This is a genomic window from Paenibacillus sp. J5C2022 (genome assembly GCF_025567625.1).
Taxonomy (GTDB): Bacteria; Bacillota; Bacilli; order Paenibacillales; family Paenibacillaceae; genus Pristimantibacillus.
The window spans coordinates 42,603-64,299 of the sequence record NZ_JAOQJC010000026.1; the positions used below are offsets into that span (position 1 = coordinate 42,603).

Genomic DNA, 21,697 nt, shown 5'->3' on the forward strand with positions numbered 1-21,697 from the left:
AGCGAATTGTATTATGCCAAAGTTTCTGATCAAGAGATGGCACGGTAAGCATCAGCTGGCGGCAATTGCGGGTCTGCTACTATTGTCGGCAGCGTTCATTCCTTACGAGTGGCTGCTTGCGCTGGCGGGGTTCCTCTTCACGATTGCGGTAGCCGTCTACACCTTCCTGGCGGAGCGGGCATTCCGCAAGGAGCTTCATCAGCATCTGGGGAATCTCTCCTATCGGGTCAAGAAGGGTGGCGGCAGCATCATCCATGAACTGCCCTTCGGCATCATTCTTTATAACGAGGAACGCACGATCGAATGGCACAATCCCTACATCGCCGATATTATGGAGCGGGAATCCCTCGTCGGCATGCAGCTAGCGGAGCTGTTCCCGACGATGCAGCAGGTGAAGGAACGGGAAGGGACGATGGAGGCCGCGATCGGTTCCCATATGTACCAGCTGATTTTCAAGCCGAAAGAGCGTATTCTGTATGTACGGAATATTACGGAGCTATGGCAGCTGGGTCATAAGTACGAGGACGAGAAGCTGTCGCTTGGCGTGGTGATGATCGATAACCTCGAGGAAGTGACGCAAGGTCTGGACGACCAGCAGAGAAGCTCCCTGCTGTCCAAGGTGACGGCGGAAATTACGGAATGGGCGGGCAAGTACGAGATCTACTTGAAGCGATTGACGTCCGACCGCTTCCTGCTCATTACCGACCAGAAGACGCTTAGAGTGCTGGAGCAATCCAGATTCGTCATTCTGGACGAAGTGAGGGAGCTGACAGCCGATGGCAAGATTCCCGTCACGCTCAGCATCGGCTTCGCTGCCGGGGCGGACCATATTATCGAGCTGGGCAGCTGGGCGCACCGCAGCCTGGATATTGCGCTGGGGCGCGGAGGCGATCAGGCCGCTGTGAAGGCAGGGAAGCGACAGACGTTCTACGGCGGCAAGAGCAATGCGGTAGAGAAGCGGACCCGGGTGCGGGCGCGCGTCGTGGCGCATGCTCTGCGCGATCTTATTCGCGAGAGCCATAACGTAATCATAATGGGACACAAGATTCCCGATATGGATGCTGTCGGAGCGGCAATCGGGGTGCTGAAGGCCGCGCAACTGTTCGGCAAGGAAGCTTACATTATGATCGAAGGCGTTAATCCCTCCATCGAGAAGATGATGGAGATGATCCGAGAGGATGAGAAGCTGTCGCAGCGGTTCATCACGCCCGAGCAGGCGCTGGCGCTAACCGTGCCGCAGACGCTGGCAGTCGTGGTCGATACGCATAAGGCATCCCTGCTGAAGGAGCCGAAGCTCATCTCCGGCACGGAGCGCATCGTCGTCATCGATCATCATCGCCGGGGCGAGGAATTCATCAATCAAGCGATGCTGATCTACATGGAGCCTTACGCTTCATCCACTTGCGAGCTCGTGACGGAGCTGCTGCAGTATATTCATGACCGCATATCGCTGGATGTCAGGGAAGCGACATGCTTGCTTGCAGGCATTACAGTGGATACGAAGAGCTTCTCCTTGCGCACCGGAGCGCGCACGTTCGAAGCTGCCTCGTTCCTGCGACGGAATGGGGCAGATACGATGCTGATCCAGCGCATGCTGCAGGAGGACCTGGCGGGTTATGTGAGCAAGGCGGAGATTATCAAGCATGCGGAGCTGTACTATGATCATATAGCTATAGCTGTCGTAGAGCCGGGGCGCCGCAACTCTCAACTGCTAATCGCTCAATCCGCAGACGCGCTGCTGAATATGCAGGGCATTCTGGCGTCATTCGTCATCGGGGAGAGACAGGACGGCTTGATCGCCGTCAGCGCGCGATCGCTCGGCCATATGAATGTGCAGGTGGTGATGGAGCGCATGGGCGGAGGCGGACATCTGACGAATGCGGCCGTTCAGCTGGAAGGTACGGTAGAGGAGACGGCCCAGAAGCTGAAGGAGATACTGGCACAAATTGAATCGGAAGAGGGGTTGTTCGAATGAAGGTCATTTTTTTGCAGGACGTGAAGGGTCAAGGGAAGAAGGGACAGATTAAAGAGTTGTCCGAAGGCTATGTGCGCAATTTCTTGCTGCCGAAAGGTCTGGTGAAGCTGGCGTCGGAGGGCAATCTGAAGACGCTGGATGCGCAGAACAAATCGGAAGAGAAGCGTAAAGTCAAGGAGAAAGAGGATGCAGAGGCACTGGGCAAGCGTCTGGAAGAGATGACGGTCGTCGTGAAAGCGAAGGCCGGAGAGGGCGGCCGCTTGTTCGGAGCGGTCACAAGCAAGCAGATCGCCGAGGCGCTGGCTGCGCAAGGCATCAAGGTGGACAAGCGGAAGATTGAGCTGGACGAGCCGATCCGCACGCTGGGCGTAACGAAAGTGCCGGTGAAGCTGCATACGGATGTAAAGGCGACACTGAGCGTACAAACGGCAGAAGAGTAAAGTTCGGATACACATACGGCTTGAAGATAACGGAAGGAGATGCTGACTTATGGAGACGGAGCTGACGTTCGATCGGGTTCCGCCGCAAAATATAGAAGCCGAGCAAGCGGTCATCGGCGCTGTGCTATTACAGCCGGAAGCACTCATTACAGCAATGGAGCGGGTGAAAAGCGAGGACTTCTATAGCAGCGCTCACCAGCGTATCTTCGAAGCTATGATTGAACTGGGCGAGGGCAATCAGCCTATCGATCTGGTTACGCTCACCGCCCATCTGCAAGACCAGGGCCTGCTGGAGGAGATCGGCGGGGTCAGCTACATGGCGAAGCTCGCCAATGCCGTGCCTACGGCGGCCAACGTCGATTACTATGCGCAAATCGTAGAAGAGAAGTCCATGCTGCGGAGATTGATTCGCACCGCTACTAATATTGTATCGGATGGGTATGCTAACTCCGAGGACGTCAGCGTCCTGCTCGGCGATGCGGAGAAGCGAATATTGGAGATTGCGAACAGGCGAAGCAGCAGCGGCTTTATCTCCATCCGCGATGTGCTGATGGAAGTGTTCGAGAAGGTCGAATTCCTCTATTCCAATCGCGGCGGCACGACAGGCATTCCTTCCGGCTTCGTCGATCTGGACAAAATGACGGCAGGCTTCCAGCGCAGCGACTTGATCATCGTCGCCGCCCGTCCCTCCGTCGGGAAGACTGCATTCGCGCTCAATATCGCCCAGAATGTCGGGGTGCGGGCCGGCGAGACGGTTGCGATCTTCAGTCTGGAGATGTCCGCCGCACAGCTCGTTCAGCGGATGATCTGCGCGGAATCGAACGTGGATGCGACCCGGATGAGGACGGGGCTTCTGGAGGGCGACGACTGGGAGAAGCTGACGATGGCGATCGGCGCGCTGTCGGAAGCCCAGATCTACATTGACGATACGCCGGGCATCACTGTGGCGGATATTCGTGCCAAGTGCCGTCGTCTGAAGAAGGAACGCGGGCTGGGCATGATACTGATCGATTACTTGCAGCTGATTCAAGGCCGGGGCAAAGCCGGCGAGAACCGTCAGCAGGAAGTATCGGAGATATCCCGTACGCTGAAGCAGATTGCCCGTGAACTGGAAGTGCCGGTCATTGCCTTGTCCCAGCTGAGCCGCGGCGTCGAGCAGCGTCAAGACAAGCGGCCGATGATGTCCGATCTTCGGGAATCCGGCTCCATCGAGCAGGATGCCGATATCGTCTCTTTCCTTTATCGCGACGATTATTACGATAAGGAATCGGAGAAGAAGAACATCATCGAGATTATTATTGCTAAGCAGCGGAACGGGCCAGTCGGCACGGTAGAGCTGGTCTTCTTGAAAAACTTCAATAAATTCGTCAGTTTGGACCGCTCGCACGGCGATCCATCCCAGGCATCATAATTTATATCCGAACAATTGCAACGCAGCATCCGCAATTGTTCGTTTTTCGTTTGACTTATGAATCATGGACTGCTACACTAATAGTGCTGCCTAAGAGGCGGTAATTTTCGGTGTGCTTCTACATCGCACGGGGGTATGTACACATGTCTACGGTAGTTGTTGTCGGTACGCAATGGGGAGACGAAGGCAAAGGGAAAATTACGGACTTCCTGGCGGAGGGAGCCGATGTCATTGCCCGTTACCAAGGAGGTAACAATGCGGGACACACCATCCTCATTGATAACAAGAAATATAAGCTTACTATGATTCCTTCGGGAATATTCAACGATAATAAAGTATGCGTCATCGGCAATGGCATGGTCATTAATCCGGAGGCGCTCATTAACGAGATCAATTACATCCATGAAAATGGCTTCTCCACTGACAATCTGGTGATCAGCGATCGCGCGCATGTCATTATGCCGTATCATCTGGTGCTGGACGCGCTGGAGGAAGACCGCAAGGGCGACAACAAGATCGGTACGACCCGCAAAGGGATCGGACCTTGCTACATGGACAAAGCGTCGCGCAACGGCATCCGTATCGCCGACCTGATGGACGCGGCGGAATTCGAATCGCGCGCACGGGCGATTATTGCGGAGAAAAACCAGCTGATTCAGCAAGTATACGGCGGCGAGCCGCTGGATGCGGACCAGATCATCAGCAGCTATCTGGGCTTCGCGGAGACCCTTCGTCCTTATGTGACGGATACGTCCGTCATACTGAACGATGCCATTGATGAGGGCAAGAAAGTGCTGTTCGAAGGCGCGCAAGGCGTCATGCTTGACATTGACCAAGGCACTTATCCGTTCGTAACTTCTTCCAATCCGTCCGCAGGCGGCGTCTGCATCGGCTCCGGTGTGGGTCCTTCCCGCATTCAGGAGATCATCGGCGTAGCGAAGGCTTATACGACGCGCGTAGGCGACGGGCCGTTCCCGACGGAGCAGGACAACGAGATCGGGCAGCTTATCCGCGATAAAGGGCATGAATACGGCACCGTAACAGGACGTCCGCGCCGCGTAGGCTGGTTCGACACGGTCGTCGTGCGCCATGCCCGCCGCGTCAGCGGCATTACCGGGCTGTCCTTGAACTCGCTGGACGTCTTGTCCGGCCTGGAGACGGTCAAGATCTGCACAGGATACAAATACCGCGGAGAAGTGATCTATCACTATCCTGCGAGCCTGAAGGCCGTATCGGAGTGCGAAGCGGTGTATGAGGATCTGCCGGGCTGGTCCGAGGATCTGTCCAATGTGAAGAAGCTGGAGGATCTGCCGCAGAACGCGCTCAACTATGTGAACCGCGTATCGGAGCTAACCGGTATTCCGATCTCCATCTTCTCTGTAGGACGCAACCGCGAGCAGACGAACCAGGTTCGCACGATTTATAAATAAGATGTACGCTAGCAGCGCAGGAGCATCGCTCCTCCGCTGCTTTTTTTGTATATAAAGAAGTTGCAAGAGAGAATGAGGAGTCTCTTAATGCCCGTTATGAATGCAAGCCGGCTTCGTTGACCATAATGATAGAAAGGAGAACCCTAAGCCGCTTTTTGCGAGAAGAAGGAGGAGAAGTATGTTCAGAGGTGTGGCTTGGCTTGGCAAGATTGTGGCTGCAGGGCTGCTGATCAGCTTCCTGTCGATCTGGACGACGGGTTATATTGTCACTAGTTACGTAGAGACGGTGCTGAAGCAATACAACATTCCGGTGGATGTGCCGCCAATGGCGATGTCGGGGGTATGGGGCAGGATGTGGGGATCGGAGCCGTTGCTGACGGCACAGGCGGTAGAGACGGAGGAGAGCGAAGAGGAACGTGCTGACGATGCGGCAAGCGCGTCCGACGAGCAGCGGGATGAACTGGCGGATGCGCCTCTTACGGATATAGGCTTGGGATCGGGTAGCCATGCGGAAGGCGGAAGAGATGCCGACTCCTCAGCGGTATTGGAGGAGGAGCCGCCTGCGGCGGAGGAGGGATTGGAAGACGCCGTTCAGGAAAGCTCGACAGAGGGCAGCGAGTCCGACGGTGTTGGGTCATTAGACCTAGAAGGAACGGAGACGGCACTTACGACGGAAGAACTAGAAAATGTCAAAAACGCCATAAGTGAAGAGGATAAATTTCGACTATTCGAAATATTATCTACGAAATTACCGCAAGAAACTTGGCAAATTATATCGAATTATGTCGAAGAAGGGTTGTCCGAGGAAGAGCTTCTATCCATTCAACAGCTGATGGCTCAGCATCTCGACAAGGAAGAATACGATGAAATGATGGAAATTCTGAAAAAATATTAATTTTGCTAACGGCTTGAATGAGTTGCTCCTATTGTAAAGCATGTGTTAAAGTTAAAGGCGGATGATCCGACAGGAGAATTCGTCTTTTTTATGTTATATATACCAAAAAATTGATAGAATCGTGAAAAGGAGACTACCATGACCAGTTTCAAGGGCATGCGTCATATGAAGAAAGTATGGGAACAGACTGTCCGGTACTTTCGTCCTATGCGCGAGCAAGACTCTAATGGTAAGACCGAGCAGGATTCCGCCGAGGAGGCTGCAGTGCTTCCCGTATGGCGGAGAAAGCAGACCCTTGCCATAGGCGGGGCGCTGATCTTGCTCACGACTGCCGGCATTGTCGGTACACAGCAATATAACGCATACGTAGAACGCAATACTGTCGATATTTATCATGTGTATATGAATGGCGAGAAGGTAGGAACGGTAGGGAATCCGGAAGAGGTAGAGAAGCTGGTCGCGCTGGAGACGGAAGAGCTGACGCAAGCTAATCCGGGCAAGCGGATGGTGCTTGATACCGGAGCAATTACATATGAGGATGAGCGGGTGTTCAAGGGAGTGCCGGAGACGGATTCCACGCTGACGGCACTTGAGCAGCGCTTCACATCCCATGCTGTAGGCGTTGAGGTGAAGGTAGACGGCAAGGTAATCGGCGTCGTTAATGATCAGCAGACGGCCGACAATATTCTGGCGCGGGTACAGAGCAAGTATGCGCCGGAGCTGGTCAATGAGGAGAAGGAGCTCAAAACCGTCAAGACATTGTCTCACAAGTCTTCCGGCGGCGCGGCAGCCGATGCGGCTGCGAAGGAAGAAGTGCAGATGTCTCAGCCGGGCGTGCAAGTGACTGAAGTGAGCTTCGTAGAGGATGTCGCGATCGACGAGGTGGATATTGATCCCGCCAAGATTTCCAGCGCGGACGATATCTATAAACTGATTGTGGAAGGCAGCACGAAGCCGACGAAGTACGTCGTACAAGCCGGTGACTGCATCGGGTGTATCGCTCAGAAGTTCGATATTTCCCCGCAAGTGATCTACGAGAACAACTCATGGATTGAGGGCGACCGCATTACGGTCGGCGACGAGCTGGACCTTACGGTTATTCAACCGGAGGTAACGGTCAGAACGGTGGAGAAGGTGGTCGAGCACGAGGCGATCTCCGCACCGGTAGAGATTGTCAAGAACGATGAGATGCGCGTCGGCGAGAGCAAGACGATTACGGAAGGCGTCGACGGTACGCAAAGCCTCACTTATCTGATCGAGAAGCAGAACGGCTATGTGGTATCGGAGGAGCTGATCGACAAGGTTGTCATTCAGGAGCCTGTTACAGCAGTCGTAGAGAAGGGCACCATGGTCGTGCTGGGCGAAGGCACGGGACGCTTCGCGATACCGGTATCCGGCTACCGTATTACGAGCAAGTTCGGCAAGCGTTGGGGCCGCATGCATAACGGCATTGACATGATCGGCAACAAGACGATCATGGCCGCCGATTCCGGCGTTGTCGAGTTCGTAGGCAGGAAGCAAGGTCTGGGCAATGCCATTATTATCGACCACAAGAACGGCTTCAAAACCGTATACGGTCATTTGAGCTCATTTAAGGTGAGCAAGGGCGACAAGGTGGAAAAAGGCGACGCAATCGGCATTATGGGCAATACAGGAAATTCCACAGGCACTCATTTGCATTTCGAAATTCATAAAAACGGCGTTCTTCAAAATCCTTTGAAATATTTATAATGATGGACAAGCATCGTTTGAGGCTCATGCCTCGGCGGTGCTTTTTTCATTGTGAAGCCGGGGCGCACGTATGTTAAAATAAGTACAGTAAATAGGACAAGCGACAGGCGGTGTGTAACGATGCACGGAAAAATACTTGTGGTCGACGACGAACAGCCGATAGCGGATATATTGAAGTTCAATCTGGAGAAGGAAGGGTACCAGGTCATATGCGCCTTCGACGGCGGCGAAGCGGTGCGTCTCGCGATGGAGGAAGAGCCCGATCTTATCCTGCTGGATCTGATGCTTCCCGTGAAAGACGGCATGGATGTATGCCGCGAAGTGCGGACGAAGCTCAATATGCCCATTATTATGCTGACGGCCAAGGATACCGAAATTGACAAGGTGCTCGGCCTTGAGCTGGGAGCGGACGATTATGTGACGAAGCCGTTCAGCACCAGAGAATTGCTCGCGAGGGTGAAAGCACATCTGCGCCGCCAGAAGAAAGCGGAGCAGGCAGCGGAGGCGACAGGCGTTCAGCAGGAGCTGGAAGAGGAGCAGCAAGGACTCAAGCTGTTCAACCTGTTCATCGATACGGATATGTATGTCGTCTATAAGAACGGAGAGCCGCTGGATCTGACCCACCGCGAATTCGAGCTTGTGCATTATATGGCCCGCAATAGCGGCAAGGTCATGACAAGAGAGCATCTGCTGCAGGCGGTGTGGGGCTTCGAATACTTCGGCGATGTGCGGACGGTGGATGTGACGATTCGAAGGCTGCGCGAGAAGATCGAGGACGATCCCAGCAGACCGGAGTATATTATGACGAGACGGGGGCTGGGCTACTTGATGCGCAATCCCAAGTCTGGAGGCTTCGGCTACGGATGAGATGGCGAAGCTTCTTCCGCACGATTCAGGTAAAGCTCGTCATAATCTACCTTCTGCTTATACTCGTCGCCATGCAGCTGATCGGCGTTTATTTCATCAGCACGGTAAAGAACTCGCTTATTACCAGCTTTACGACCAATCTGAAGGAGCAGGCGGACATCCTGTCGAACTTCGCGGCTCCCAGCCTCTCGCCCAATATGGAGACGGACAACGATTCCCCGGACAATAAGACGGAGGATCTTAATCTTGTCGTTCGCAATCTGTTCAGCATTAGCGGAGCGGAAGTGCAGGTGCTGGATGCGAACGGCAGGCTTGTCGCGACATCGCTGCAGGTGCATCAGTCGCGTATCGGGCAGAAGAACAAGTCGTTGGCCGTCAGCCGCGCTCTGCAGAATATTCCGGACAATGAAGAAGAATTCATCGACGAGGATAATACGCGCAAGAAGTCGATCGCACTTCCCGTTACCCACAACGATAAAATAGTCGGAGCCGTCTATGTCGTCGCGTCGATGACGGAGCTGTATGAAACGGTCAACCGGGTGAACCAGATCTTCTTCTCCGGCACCCTGATTGCGCTCGGCTTGACGGGTGTGCTGGGTATTCTTCTCGCGCATACCATAACTGTGCCGATTCAAGGACTGACCAGACAAGCGGAGGCGGTCGCCGACGGAAGGTTCGATCTGAAGGCGCCGGTGCTGGGAGAGGATGAGATCGGACGGCTGAGCATGGCGTTCAACGTCATGACAATCCGGCTGAAGGAGGCGCTCTCCGCCAATGAGGAGGAGAACGAGAAGCTCTTATCGGTTCTGTCCAATATGAGCGACGGCGTCATAGCCGCCGATGAGTACGGCGTCATTATGATCTGGAATCGGCGGGCACTGGAGCTGCTGGATGCGGAGTCGGTGCAAGGCAAGGAGCTGTACGACGTACTGAGCCTTCCGGCAGACAAGCTGGAGCAATTGGAGCAGGGACGCGTGCAGACGATACTGCTAACCAAGGAGCTGCAGGAAAGGGAAGCGGGCGAAGTGAGCGAAAGTCTGCTCAAGGTGACATTCACGCCGATACATCGCAGAGACCGGGGGGTTACCGGTACGATCGTCGTGCTTCAGGATGTGACGGAGCAAGAGAAGCTGGAGCAGTCACGCCGTCAATTCGTCGCGAACGTATCCCATGAGCTTCGTACGCCACTGACGACGATCAAGAGCTATGCAGAGGCGCTGAACGACGGAGCGCTGGAGGAGCGCGAGCTGTCGGAGCGCTTCGTCGGCGTCATTAGCAATGAGACGGAGCGGATGATCAGGCTCGTAACCGATCTGCTGCATCTGTCGCGATTCGATTCCAACGGGGCTCCGCTCAGGCGGAGACCGACGCCGATACACGAGATGCTGGATGAAGTGGCCGATCGCTTCTCCTTCCAGCTGCGTCAGAAGTCTATTAAAGCATCGGTGCGTGTGGAGCCGGGCTTGAAGACGGCCTGGGTGGACCGCGATCAGATTGATCAGGTGCTGGACAATCTGCTGTCCAATGCGATCAAATATACGCTGGATGGCGGCACGATCAAGCTTACTGCGGGCAAGTCGACGGACGGAGCCGAGCTGGAGATTAGCGTGAAGGATACCGGAATAGGCATTCCGAAGAAGGATCTGGCTCGCATCTTCGACCGTTTCTATCGGGTGGATAAGGCAAGATCGCGCAATATGGGCGGTACAGGGCTTGGCTTGTCCATTGCCCGGGAAATTGTCAAGGCGCATGGCGGCACGATCTCTCTCCAATCCGAGCTTAACGAGGGAACGACCGTTACGTTCACGCTTCCGCTGCTGCAGGAAGGGGGGGAGCCGGCATGATGGAGAGACTGAAGACGGGATTGCTTATTGCGCTCGTTGCCTTGAGCTTGCTGCAGAGCTACTTCCTGGCTTATCGGATGCCGGGGCTCGGAGCAACGGTTCGGAGCGATCAGGACTATTTTCATACCGAGCGGCTAGGCAAGTCCGCGAACGTAGAAGAGATGATCTTCCCCAACGAATTAATCCTGCATAGAGGGGACAACAAGCATGCGGTCATCTATCCCGGTACGCAGTTCTACGATATGATTCTGAAGCAGCGTATTGCGGGGCGGGAGTTCAAGGGCTTCCAGCGCAGTCCTCTCAGTCTGATGGATTGGGAATATATTCGGGAGAAAGAGATTGGCGTCGAGCTCCGGTTCGATGGCGGCATCTCGATCGAGCTGCTGCAGAAGCTGTTGAAGGTGGAGGGAGATCCTCTGTTCCTGAACGAGCGGATTGATCGCATCTGGATATTCAAGACGACAGTGGCCGAAGAGATACGCACATTCTTCTTCAGCAGCGACGGCATGACCGTCTATGAATCGGTGAGAGCGGATCTGACGATCCGGGATGTGGAGGATTATGTCGGCTTCGGCGAATATATGCCGGTATATCGGATGACGAAGGGCGGTCTCTATATTCCGGAGACATTCTTACAGGCTACGGAAATGATCATTCCGTATGAGACGTATTCCCCTCAGCAGATGCAGCGCAACCTGTTCTTCGATCCCGGCACGACGATTGCCTGGGAGGATCGCGGCGGCTCGCAGATTATTACCGACGGCAAGCGCGGCTTGCAGGTGAAGCAGAACGGGACATGGATCAACTACACGAATCCGGCGGCGACGAAGAGCAGCGATGTGGAGCTGGGCGAGAATGTGTATGCTTCGATTGACTTCATTAACACGCATGGCGGCTGGGATGGCACCCATCGCCTGATGAGTCTGCAGCCTGCCGAGGAGAAGAAGTATGTGCAATTCCGCCAATATATCGAGCAGTATCCCGTCGTGGGCGACCCTTACTTCCATTATGGCTATATGCGGCTGGTCTTGCAGAAGGGCACCGTAACGGAATACGAGCGTTCGCTCATTACGCTGTCCCCGCGTTCGGAGTCCAGGAGGGAGAGGTGGCTGCAAGGCGGAGATCAGCTGGAGGAACGCTTGAAGCGGTATGAACGGATCAATGAGGTTACTTCTCTCTATCCCGCATTGAAAGCCAGACCGCTGGAAGATCAGCGCATGGGCTTCACGCCGGTATGGGTGGCAAGACATGAGGACGGCACGGAGACGGTATTGTCCGAAGCGCTGCCGGCGGGCTTCCAGCCGCCGGAGGAATCAGTGGCGCAAGAGGTCGAGGCGACTTCCGAGGAAGGAAGCCAGGACGACGCGGCTGCGAATCGTTCCGGCACGGGCTCCGAGTCGAATGCGGACAGCAAGCATGACGAGGATACGGTCGATTCTTCGGCAGATCGCGCCGCAGAAGGTGCGGCTGCCTCGGAAGGTATCGACGGAGAGACATCAGACGAAGCCGATGAACGCGACTCGGAGGCAGATAAGCCATTGGCGGTCGGGAAGAACGAGAAGCCTGTGGCGGAAGCGGAGCAGGGACAGGAGCCTGGTGATCAAGAGCAAGCGAAGGACAAGGATCGGAGCAAGAATCAGGGCCTGGATCAGGGGCAGGGCCGCGATCCCGCAGAAGATCAGATTGAAGAGCAGCTAGCTGCTGCAGAGTAGGGGGTGAAGATGGATGGATTGGGGCAGGGCGAAGAGTGTGCTTATTATCTCATTCCTGATGCTGAATATATTGCTGGGGTATCAGCTCTGGCTGGACATTCGAACGCAGCTGGACGCCAATATGAATACAGCGGAGCTGCCTCAGGACAAGCTGAAGCTCATGCAGCAGAAGCGAATATCGCTAACGGCCAATCTGCCGTCGGAAACCCCGAAGCTCGGGGATCTGACCTATCTGCTTCATGAAGACGATGCGCAGGGGGAAGAGCCAGTGCAGCTGCTTGAACCGGTGGATAGCGCCGATATATTCACCAAGTCGGAACTGATGAAGTCGCTTGGCGATCAGGTGCCTGATCTTGAGGAGTACAGCTACGATCTGCATAGCAACCGCGATGGCGTATTCGTCATGTATCGGGTATTCGAAGGACGTCCGATGTTCAATGTGAGACTGGAGCTGTACATCAGCAACCTGAAGATTACGGGCTATCGTCAGCAGCTTGTGGAGCTGATCAGCACCGGCGAGCAGAATAAAGTGCTGCCGGCTGCGAAGGTCGTGGCCAGTCTGATAGAGACATATCTGGAAGCGGGAGCGGTCATCTCCGATATTCAGCTCGGCTATCATGGACAAATCTTCGATTCCGAGAAGCAGGTGGCTGCTCCTTCGTGGCGGGTGATGCTGGAGGATGGCAAAGTGTATTATGTCCACGCGATTAGCGGTGAAGTGGCGACGGACAAGGAAGAAGGGGAAGATGGCGATACGGAAAGCGGCAGCGGATCGACGCTGAGCCAAGCGGACCAGTGAAAGTTAGGGGAGAAAGGACAGGACAAAACGGTTATGGGACTTCGATTTACCATTCTGGCAAGCGGATCTACAGGGAATGCAACCATTGTGCAGGGCAGCGAGCGGACGGTGCTGATCGATGCAGGGCTTAGCGCCAAGAAGCTGGACGAGCTGATGCGGGGACAAGGCATATCCGGTCATGATATCGACGCGCTGCTTGTGACGCACGAGCATTCCGATCATATTAAAGGGCTGGGCGCATTCGCCCGCAAGTACGAGCTGCCCATCTACGCCAATGAGGCGACTTGGGGAGCGATGGAGCGACATGTCGGCAAGATCGAGCAAGAGAAGCGGGTGTACATCGAGACGGGGGAGGAGCTGGAGTTCGGGACTCTGCGGGTGCAATCTTACCCGATCTCACACGATGCGGCAGAGCCCGTCGGCTACTGCTTTCAGGAGAATGGCGAGAAGCTGAGCCTGGCGACGGATCTGGGCTATGTGAGCGATAAAGTGAAGCAGCATATTATCGATTCCGATGTGCTCGTGCTGGAATCCAATCATGACACGGAGATGCTGCGAATGGGGCGCTATCCATGGAATATTAAGCGCCGCATTCTGAGCGATGTCGGCCATCTGTCCAATGTGGCGGCGGGCGAAGCGCTGATCGAGCTAATGACGGACCGGACGAAGCGGGTCTATCTGGCCCATCTCAGCCTCGACCACAACCAGATGGATCTGGCGATGCTGACAGTCAATTCTATCTTGGAGAATAACGGAATATTTTATAAGAAAGAGGAGTTCCCGCTGCGCAAAACCTATGCGGACCGCGCTACCCCATGGGATGAAGTGATGCGGAAATAAGCTCCTCCAGCTGCCGGTCCAGCGTGGCGGACTTCTCGTCCAGTTCCTCCCGGGTCAGCAGTCCCTTGTCGACGAACAGCTCCAGCATGGCGCTGAGGGTCAGGACGGTACGGTAATGCTCCTCCTTCAGATCCGCCAGCTTGGCGGCGAGGCGTACCTGCTCCCAGGCGGGGGATGAGCCGATGTTCGTTGTTCTGGAACCGTCTTGCCGGCTATCGCTGCCGCAAGCGTCGGCGGGGCTGCTCGAATGATTGGAACCGTTCAAGCGATTTGTGTTCATGAATGATCGCTCCTTCTATCCTTTTTTTGGTCGGAGGGATTGTGAAATAACACTGGCGGGCGGGTGTGGAATGCATTATGATGATTTCATAAACTCTGTTTATAGGCTTGGTCTCTATTAATATTGTAGTCATATATACCGAAAACATTCCTATATGTGCGAATACATTCTTAATGTCTATGACATTGAGAGGAGCGGGTAATAGATGAGTCTGTTCGATGATGATTTTTTCTCCACCAGAGTATCCAGGCGTACGGTTCGCAAGTTCAAGAAGAAAGAAGATGCCGCGCCGAAGTGGGCGCCGATTGGCGAGTGGTCCACTATTCGGATTGCCCTGGTCTCCTCTCTCGTAAGCGCGATAGCCGCATGCCTGCTGTTCGGGTTCATATTCGGCTTCGGCAGCGCTGCAGACCGATCGAGCGTGCCCGCAGCCAGTGCTTCGATCGGCGGCGCCGACCCTTCGGAATGGACGATTCATGCAACAGCGAAGGTGAGGCCGGCTGTCGTCAGCATTATTAACGAGCAGAAGTTCTCGCTTGGCCTCGGGAGCAAGAAAGTAGAAGGCGATGAGGAAGAAGGCGTGCTGAGGGAAGCTGGAGTAGGCTCTGGTGTCATCATCGAGAAGAGGGACGGCAAGGCGTATATTGTCACCAATTACCATGTCGTGGCAGGTGCCGAGAAGGTGAAGGCGGTTATTATGAACGGCGAAATTCGCGAAGCGGCCATCGTTGGCGAAGATCCTATAACCGACCTTGCCGTATTGGAGATCGACAGCAAGGGTGTCGACACTGTGGCGGAGATTGGCGATTCCTCCAAGCTGCGTGAGGCTGAATTCGTCATTGCGATCGGCAATCCGCTGGGTATGGGCAAGTCGACCACGCTTGGCGTCGTGAGCGTTACGAAGGAGGTCGTACCGGTATCGTTGAACGGGAACGGCATGATTGACTGGGAGCAGGAAGTGATACGCGTCGATGCGGCGATAAATGAAGGGAATAGCGGCGGACCGCTGATTGATCTGGATGGCCGGGTGGTTGGGATCAACAGTATGAAGATCGCCGACTTCGGTGTAGAGAGCATCGGATATGCAATCCCGATCAACAATGCAATTCCGATCATCAAGAGTCTGATAGACCAAGGCTACGTGCCGCGCCCTTATCTGGGTGTCTATACGATGGATCTGGAGCATTACTGGGGCCAGCAGAGTCTGGAGCAGTTCTTCCAGGAGGAGTTCCCGGAAGAAGAGGATGCGGACGGCAAGAAGAAGGATGATGAGGCCTCGACAGATGATGACAGCGAATCGCAAGACGGCGGCGATTACGACATTAAGGTGCCGGATAACGTGTACAACGGTGTCATCGTGCTGGAAGCGGTCGGCCCGGCGCTGACGGCGGGGCTTCAGATGAACGACATTATTGTGAAGCTGGACGAAGAGGAGATCGGCACGACGCGCGAGCTTCGCCGGTACTTGTACAATAAGAAGAAGATCGGCGAGGATATTACCGTCACCTTCTACCGGGGCAGCGAGAAGCAATCGCTGAAGCTGAAGCTGAGCGACCGCGAGGAGGATTAGCAGCCACTATCTACAGCTGAATACCGTGGGATGGCTAAGCCGCATCAACAGTGATTGTCACGCTGTTGATGCGGCTTTTTGCGCGTGGCGGCAGTGAGGGGTATGAGTTTTTTGTGAGGAGAAGCATATATAATTTGAAGTGGATGAAAATTATGTAGGTATTTTTACCTATAAATGGTTACTACTTAGGTCCATTCGGTACAAGGCATGCTTGACGGGGCTATGTGAGCAAAATGAGCGAAAGTGCACACTTTTCCCTATTTTTCCGATACTATGTGACCATTTTGAGCGATAGCTCCTACTTTTCGGCAGTACAAGGCATGCTTGACGGGGCTATGTGAGCAAAATGAGCGAAAGTGCACACTTTTCCCTATTTTTCCGATACTATGTGACCATTTTGAGCGATAGCTCCTACTTTTCGGCGCTACAAGGCACGCTTGGCGGGGCTATGTGAGCAAAATGAGCGATAGTGCACACTTTTCCCTATTTTTCCGATACTATGTGACCATTTTGAGCGATAGCTCCTACTTTTCGGCGCTACAAGGCACGCTTGGCGGGGCTATGTGAGCAAAATGAGCGATAGTGCACACTCTTCACTATTTTTCCGATACTATGTGACTATTTTGAGCGATAGCTCCTACTTTTCGGCGCTACAAGGCACGCTTGGCGGGGCTATGTGAGCAAAATGAGCGAAAGTGCACACTTTTCACTATTTTTCCGATACTATGTGACTATTTTGAGCGATAGCTCCTACTTTTCGGCGGTACAAGGCATGCTTGACGGGGCTATGTGAGCAAAATGAGCGAAAGTGCACACTTTTCCCTATTTTTCCGATACTATGTGACCATTTTGAGCGAAAAGCCATTACTTGCTTTAATAGCTAAGTAGTAACTATAAATGATACAATTTTATAGTTAAAAAGAACCGGTTTTTTTCAAGTTTAAGGATGGACCGCAATAATTAATGAATCAAGGAGTGATGGGATTGCTAGTGTTAGGCAGGAAGCCTGGTGAAAGCGTCGTCATAAATAGCGACATTGTAATTAAAGTCATAAAAAGCGACGATGGAGGATTGCGTTTGGCGTTCAATGCACCGCTGGAGAGCAGAATTGTGCGCGGGGAGTTGCTGATGAACAAAAAAAATTAAAAAAACCTCTCAAAGGACTTAATAAAATGAAAAGGCTGCCGATAAATATAGTATAAACTATTCAAGACTAATAACCTATCTTATCGACTGACGATGTGTCTTATGGCTCTTTGTTTACTTTTTGCATCGCGGAATATATGAATAAAATAGTAAGACTTAGGGATGAGCAAACAAGTCGCTGTGACTCTTCAGGATGAAGGGGAGCAGCGTCATGTTTGCTCATTTTTTTTACCTGTGGGGGGGATTGAGCAATGCTTGTATTGGGTAGAAAGCCAGGGGAATACGTAATGATCAATGGGAACATTATGGTGAAGGTTGTCAAGAGCGATGAAGGTCACCTGCGTCTGGCAATTGATGCACCAAGGGAAATCTCCATCGTTCGCGGCGAGTTATATGAAGCGGAGAATAAAGCACGATAATAGGAAGCGGAGTGCCTTCGGCCACTTAGGATGAGTGGCGTGTGTCATGGAAGATAGTGCTTATGTCCTGTCGGAATGAATTCGAGTCGGCGCGCAACTTGAGATCATTCATCAGGGGATAAGAGGCGTGAACGAATACAAACGGATGTGTATTCAAAAACAAATGACACGGAGGTAATGAAACATGAGAATTAATCACAACATCGCCGCATTAAACACTAATCGCCAGTTAGCGGCAAACGGCTTCAACTCTTCCAAAAACCTGGAAAAGCTTTCTTCTGGTCTTCGCATTAACCGGGCGGGCGATGATGCCGCCGGACTTGCCATCTCGGAGAAAATGCGCGGACAGATTCGCGGACTGGAGCAAGCGACCCGCAATGCGCAAGATGGCATCTCCCTTATTCAAACTGCGGAAGGCGCATTAAACGAGACGCATTCCATCTTGCAGCGCATGCGCGAGCTCGCAACACAATCAGCCAATGATACCAACACAACGAAGGACCGTGAAGCGATTCAGGAGGAAATGAATCAATTGTCGTCCGAGATCAATCGGATTGCCAATACGACGGAGTTCAATACAAGAAAAATACTGAATGGCGATATTTCCGTGAACGGTGTCATGAAGCAATTGGACGGCAGTGAGACGGTAAGCGCCAATCTGGCTAACCTGAAGGTGGATGACAATGCCGCTACGGCCAATGGCGATTATAAAATAGAAATAACGAACCAAGGTGGTCAAACGGTTCAGAATGTCGGCGACAACGTGCTTGCGGGTACGGGCGTGAACGGTGTCTCCGAGTATTCAGGCGCGGATGAAGATCTAGATCTTGCGGAAGGCAACTATAAAGTTGTTGTTCAGAGCACTTCGGCGAAATCGACAAGCAGCGTAGCGGACGATGCTGTCAATGGCGTTCTGAACTCAACTGGCGGCAATAATCCGGTTACAATTGACGCCAACTCTGTCTTGGCGAACGGCACGGGTTATGAAGTTGAAGTGACGAAGACGACGGCTATTAATGCCACAGCGGTTAGCGGCGGCGGCATCTCCAATGTGAATGCCGACAATGGGACGGATGCTTCAGAGGGAACATATGTCATCACGTCCTCCGCTGCGGTAACGGCTGGCGACGGCGCTGGCGCTGCGGACAAAGACCTTATGGATAATGGAGTAATCAGCAATGTCACGATCGAATCAAATTCCGCTTACAATAACGCTACCGGCTACAAAATAGCTGTAACGCAAACGGACGGAGACGAGACGGATGGCAGCATCTCCTTCACATTCGAGCTCCAGGATTCGACGGGTACTGCCATTGCGGGTGCAACGGCTACAACGACAGTCACCTCTTCATCAGGCTCAACGCAAATTAAAATCGGCGATGTTACATTCGATGCGGATCTCTCTCAACTATGGGCGAGCGATACTTCAGGCGATGCCACGGCGGGCAGCTTGGATGCCGGTGAAGTTGAGCTTACAATCGGCAACAAAATATCCGTAACGCAAAGCGCAACTGGCGACACGCAAGAGGTTGTAGTAGCTGATGGTGCGGCTAGTGCTACACAATCCTTCACATTCAGCGACGGCGGCGAGCTGAAGCTGGATGTAGCGGATGACGCTGGACAGTTCACACGCGGCAATACGTACACTACGACAGTCTCGTATGACGATACGTATTCGATTCAAATGCGTGAAACAGATGGTACGACAGCTCGTGGCGCAGCTGTTACGCTAACGGAATCCGACCTGACGGACCCTAATAATTTGACAAATATTCAAGTTGGCGATGCCGGCGATGGCGTGCAGATCGATCTGGACCTCGCTAAGCTGAATGCATTGACTAGCGGTACGACTGCAACTACAACGTTCGATGTAGGCACATCGACTGCATTCACTGCACAGCTGCAGCAAGCGGACGGCTCGGCAGTGGCAGGTGCAGGCTCCTATGCTCTGACGGGAACAGGAGCTACTGAGAAAATCGACCTTGGCTTCAATGTGAGCCTGGATTACGACGGTACGACACTTGCAGCGGGCGACACATTCTTCTCCGTGAAAGACGTTACAACTGCCGACGACTACAGAATGTCCTTGCTGCGTGATTCGGACGGCAACGGATCATTCGAGACTACGGATGTGAACGAGCAGGCATTCGCATTGGGTGATACGGTTACACTTGGTTCCTCCGGCGTAAGTATCGATACGACTACGTCCACGACAACTGCCGACAATGCGACATTCACTGTAGAGAACGGTGTAACGGACAACTCCTTATCCATGCAGATCGGTGCGAACAGCGGTCAAACCTTGTCGATTGAAATTGCAGACATGCGCTCGCAAGCCTTGAAGGTAACAGGCGATACGGCAAGCTCGACGATTACCGCATCTGACGGAAAAGAGGCTATTCTGACCTCAACGAAGACGGTTACGAATGGCAGCAGCAGCATGGAATATTCGCTCGATATTAGCTCGGCGGATAAGGCCTCTGCGGCTATATCCGTTCTTGATGATGCGATTAATTCAGTATCGACTGTTCGCTCCAAGCTGGGTGCTTATCAAAACCGTCTGGAGCATACAATTAACAACTTGGGAACCTCGGCAGAGAACTTGACTGCGGCTGAATCCCGTATCCGTGACGTAGACATGGCTAAAGAGATGATGGAGTTCACGAAGAACAACATTCTGTCTCAAGCAGCACAAGCCATGCTGGCACAAGCCAATCAGCGGCCGCAAGGTGTCCTGCAATTGCTTGGCTAATTGGTCGCAGCTTTTACAAGGAGACTCTAGAAGCCTAGAGTCTCTTTTTTTCTACTCTCCAGGGTCCATGAATGTATGGCTTCAACATTATTAGCAGAAAAGAAATGAGGAGTGGTCATGATGAAGGATCAGAATACGATGAGCAGATTGCGAGACTTGGCAAATACTTGCGACGAAGCCATTCAGCAGCTAATACAACAGTTGAATAAGGGTCAGTTGGATGGCAGCATAGCGTTGTTTACCGACATTGTCGCGGCTTGCTATTCGATGGAGGCTTCACTGCGGGCAATGTCTGCGCAATACGATATTAGCGGTATGGAAGAAGTTATAGTCGCTTTGCGTGGAGCCTTGTCCGAGCTTACGGCAGCTTACGAGCAGCAGCAGCTGTTGCTAGCGCAGCAATTGGCGGTTGAAGAGGTTCAACCGGCCTATCGGGAGTGGAAGGAGAAGGCTGACATGCTATTGTCTTCCTCCCTCTGAAGAGCGGTTGAAATTTTGCCCATCCTGGGGTAGACTTTGGGAATAATCAACTAGGATAGGAAGCGAAAACAACGTATGTATTGTGTATGTAAACCGTGTATTGAGAAGGCTTTGGAGCGATTTGTCGATGAGTATGAGGACGCGCCGGATGTGGTGGATTTGAAGGAAACGAAATTTGCGGACTGGGACCCTCCGCGCAAGTGCGACTTCTGCGATGAGGCAGCCGCCTACTTGGTGGTGTAGCCGATGCATATACAGATAGCGGCTGTCGGGAAGCTGAAGGAGAAGTATCTGGTGCTTGGCATAGCGGAGTATGCCAAGCGGCTCGGGCCTTACGTGAAGCTGACGCTCACGGAAGTGCCCGATGAGCGCGCCCCGGAGACGATGAGTCCGGCGGAGGAAGCTGCTGTGCGCGAGCGGGAGGGGGAGCGGCTGCTGGCGCAGCTGAAGCCGGACGCCCATGTCGTCGCGCTTGCACTCGACGGCGAGCTCTGGTCCAGCGAGGATCTCGCGGGCCAGCTCGACAAGTTAGCCACGTATGGGCGGAGCCACGTGGCTTTCGTCATTGGCGGGAGCACGGGGCTTGCTCCCGCGGTGCTGAAGCGCGCCCAGCAGAAGCTGAGCTTCGGGCGCATGACCCTGCCGCATCAGCTGATGCGGCTCGTTCTGGTGGAGCAGATTTACCGGGCGGTGAAGATTAATCGGGGTGAACCGTACCATAAGTAGCGTCAAGTTTTTTTGGGTCAAACGTGCAGAAGCCTGAAAAAGCGTGATGGCTGGCATGGGCTTGGGGTGTCATTGCTTCCTGTTCTAAGGCCGCGCAGATCATGGAGACGATATCTACATGCTTCGAAATACGCTGCATTAGAAGGTTCGGAGCTAGCCTCTGCATTTGTTCTTCTCTTCCGGTTCACCATCTTGTCTCGACGGCTCCCGGCACGATACAGTTGACTCGAATATAGGGAGCTAAAGCTCGTTTGCCAGCGATTTTTGTTAATGCGTGGACCGCTGCTTTCGATACGGCGTAGGGAAGAGAAGAGCCTAATCCGGTTTGCCCGGCAATACTGCCATCATTGACGATAGCAAGCGGAAAGGGAAGGCCACGA

General features: G+C 53.5%; 19 protein-coding genes and 1 pseudogene. 18 read left to right on the forward strand and 2 right to left on the reverse strand.

Annotated elements, in window-relative coordinates:
- The first annotated feature begins 13 nt into the window (after positions 1-13).
- The 11 genes from M6D81_RS20055 to M6D81_RS20105 all read left to right on the forward strand — a co-directional run bounded on the left by M6D81_RS20055 (position 14) and on the right by M6D81_RS20105 (position 13,944).
- Positions 14-1,975 (forward strand): DHH family phosphoesterase, encoded by a 1,962-nt coding sequence (locus tag M6D81_RS20055; RefSeq protein ID WP_262678785.1) that lies wholly within the window; start codon positions 14-16, stop codon positions 1,973-1,975.
- On the forward strand, positions 1,972-2,415 hold the full coding sequence (rplI, locus tag M6D81_RS20060; RefSeq protein ID WP_262678786.1) for a 50S ribosomal protein L9: 444 nt from the start codon (positions 1,972-1,974) through the stop codon (positions 2,413-2,415). Before M6D81_RS20055 ends, rplI begins: the two co-directional genes overlap by 4 nt.
- 49 nt (positions 2,416-2,464) lie before the next feature.
- Positions 2,465-3,826: a replicative DNA helicase gene (dnaB, locus tag M6D81_RS20065; RefSeq protein WP_262678788.1), complete on the forward strand. Its 1,362-nt coding sequence runs from the start codon at positions 2,465-2,467 to the stop codon at positions 3,824-3,826.
- A 143-nt stretch (positions 3,827-3,969) separates the two neighbouring features.
- Entirely contained in the window at positions 3,970-5,256 is a 1,287-nt protein-coding gene (locus tag M6D81_RS20070) for an adenylosuccinate synthase (RefSeq protein ID WP_262678789.1), read from the forward strand.
- Between the two features lie 178 nt (positions 5,257-5,434).
- Positions 5,435-6,151, forward strand: a complete 717-nt coding sequence (locus tag M6D81_RS20075; RefSeq protein ID WP_262678790.1) for a hypothetical protein — start codon at positions 5,435-5,437, stop codon at positions 6,149-6,151.
- Between the two features lie 138 nt (positions 6,152-6,289).
- Positions 6,290-7,882 carry a M23 family metallopeptidase gene (locus M6D81_RS20080; RefSeq protein WP_262678791.1) on the forward strand — a complete coding sequence of 531 codons (1,593 nt, stop codon included), beginning with the start codon at positions 6,290-6,292 and terminating at the stop codon, positions 7,880-7,882.
- Positions 7,883-8,002: 120 nt separating this feature from the next.
- Entirely contained in the window at positions 8,003-8,749 is a 747-nt protein-coding gene (gene yycF / locus M6D81_RS20085) for a response regulator YycF (protein ID WP_262678792.1), read from the forward strand.
- Positions 8,746-10,593, forward strand: a complete 1,848-nt coding sequence (gene walK, locus M6D81_RS20090; protein ID WP_262678793.1) for a cell wall metabolism sensor histidine kinase WalK — start codon at positions 8,746-8,748, stop codon at positions 10,591-10,593. The genes yycF and walK overlap by 4 nt, the downstream gene beginning before the upstream one ends.
- Positions 10,590-12,305, forward strand: a complete 1,716-nt coding sequence (locus tag M6D81_RS20095; RefSeq protein WP_262678794.1) for a two-component system activity regulator YycH — start codon at positions 10,590-10,592, stop codon at positions 12,303-12,305. The genes walK and M6D81_RS20095 overlap by 4 nt, the downstream gene beginning before the upstream one ends.
- Before the next feature lie 13 nt (positions 12,306-12,318).
- On the forward strand, positions 12,319-13,104 hold the full coding sequence (yycI, locus tag M6D81_RS20100; RefSeq protein WP_262678795.1) for a two-component system regulatory protein YycI: 786 nt from the start codon (positions 12,319-12,321) through the stop codon (positions 13,102-13,104).
- Positions 13,105-13,137: 33 nt separating this feature from the next.
- A complete protein-coding gene (locus M6D81_RS20105) occupies positions 13,138-13,944 on the forward strand; it encodes an MBL fold metallo-hydrolase (protein WP_262678796.1) in 807 nt (268 codons plus the stop codon).
- On the opposite strand, the gene M6D81_RS20110 is transcribed toward M6D81_RS20105, so the two are convergent.
- Positions 13,913-14,224, reverse strand: a complete 312-nt coding sequence (locus M6D81_RS20110) for a hypothetical protein (RefSeq protein WP_410795765.1) — start codon at positions 14,222-14,224, stop codon at positions 13,913-13,915. The two genes, M6D81_RS20105 and M6D81_RS20110, sit on opposite strands and share 32 nt — an antisense overlap.
- 205 nt (positions 14,225-14,429) lie before the next feature.
- Here M6D81_RS20110 and M6D81_RS20115 point away from each other — a divergent pair, with 205 nt between their 5' ends.
- The 7 genes from M6D81_RS20115 to rlmH all read left to right on the forward strand — a co-directional run bounded on the left by M6D81_RS20115 (position 14,430) and on the right by rlmH (position 21,317).
- Positions 14,430-15,794 (forward strand): S1C family serine protease, encoded by a 1,365-nt coding sequence (locus M6D81_RS20115; RefSeq protein ID WP_262678797.1) that lies wholly within the window; start codon positions 14,430-14,432, stop codon positions 15,792-15,794.
- A gap of 963 nt (positions 15,795-16,757) precedes the next feature.
- Entirely contained in the window at positions 16,758-16,940 is a 183-nt protein-coding gene (locus tag M6D81_RS20120) for a carbon storage regulator (protein WP_262678798.1), read from the forward strand.
- A 251-nt stretch (positions 16,941-17,191) separates the two neighbouring features.
- Positions 17,192-17,359: a carbon storage regulator gene (locus tag M6D81_RS20125; RefSeq protein ID WP_262678800.1), complete on the forward strand. Its 168-nt coding sequence runs from the start codon at positions 17,192-17,194 to the stop codon at positions 17,357-17,359.
- Positions 17,360-17,543: 184 nt separating this feature from the next.
- A complete protein-coding gene (locus M6D81_RS31730) occupies positions 17,544-20,111 on the forward strand; it encodes a flagellin N-terminal helical domain-containing protein (RefSeq protein WP_317259154.1) in 2,568 nt (855 codons plus the stop codon).
- 117 nt (positions 20,112-20,228) lie between these two features.
- Positions 20,229-20,591 (forward strand): DUF8042 domain-containing protein, encoded by a 363-nt coding sequence (locus M6D81_RS20140; RefSeq protein ID WP_262678801.1) that lies wholly within the window; start codon positions 20,229-20,231, stop codon positions 20,589-20,591.
- Between the two features lie 75 nt (positions 20,592-20,666).
- Positions 20,667-20,834, forward strand: a complete 168-nt coding sequence (locus M6D81_RS20145; RefSeq protein ID WP_262678802.1) for a CxxH/CxxC protein — start codon at positions 20,667-20,669, stop codon at positions 20,832-20,834.
- A gap of 3 nt (positions 20,835-20,837) precedes the next feature.
- Complete coding sequence (rlmH, locus tag M6D81_RS20150) at positions 20,838-21,317, forward strand: 23S rRNA (pseudouridine(1915)-N(3))-methyltransferase RlmH (RefSeq protein ID WP_262678803.1); 480 nt, start codon at positions 20,838-20,840, stop codon at positions 21,315-21,317.
- A 61-nt stretch (positions 21,318-21,378) separates the two neighbouring features.
- Here rlmH and M6D81_RS20155 read toward each other — a convergent pair.
- A pseudogene (locus M6D81_RS20155) lies at positions 21,379-21,675 on the reverse strand (SDR family oxidoreductase); the annotation flags it as partial.
- Positions 21,676-21,697 lie beyond the last annotated feature (22 nt).